The sequence below is a fragment of the Paenibacillus periandrae genome (assembly GCF_022458865.1).
GTDB classification, from domain to species: domain Bacteria; phylum Bacillota; class Bacilli; order Paenibacillales; family NBRC-103111; genus Paenibacillus_S; species Paenibacillus_S periandrae.
Genome location: NZ_JAJNMU010000166.1, coordinates 1 through 310, shown reverse-complemented (window position 1 = coordinate 310; position 310 = coordinate 1). Strand labels below are relative to the sequence as shown.

1 pseudogene is annotated in these 310 nt (G+C 48.4%); it reads left to right on the top strand.

Features of this window, described 5'->3' with window-relative positions:
* Positions 1–310, top strand: a pseudogene (locus tag LRL21_RS47480) (hypothetical protein); the annotation flags it as partial.

Here is a 310-nt window from a genome sequence, read left to right as displayed (position 1 = left end):
ACAGCGAATGAAACGATAACGAACATTCCCAACGGAACAACCTTAGCAGCGCTCAAGGCAGCGATCACGCCATCGGCGAATGCAACGTTTCAAGTTTACGATGCAGATGGAACGACAGTAGCTGCAAGTTTGTCAACAGGCAAGAAGGTCATAGTTACCGCACAAGATGGAACAACGAAGGTTACGTATACCGTGACGGTGAATGCAGCATTAAGCACTGTTGCAACGTTGACCTCGACCATAGGAACGGTAAGCACAGGCGGAACAGCGAATGAAACGATAACGAACATTCCCAACGGAACAACCTTAG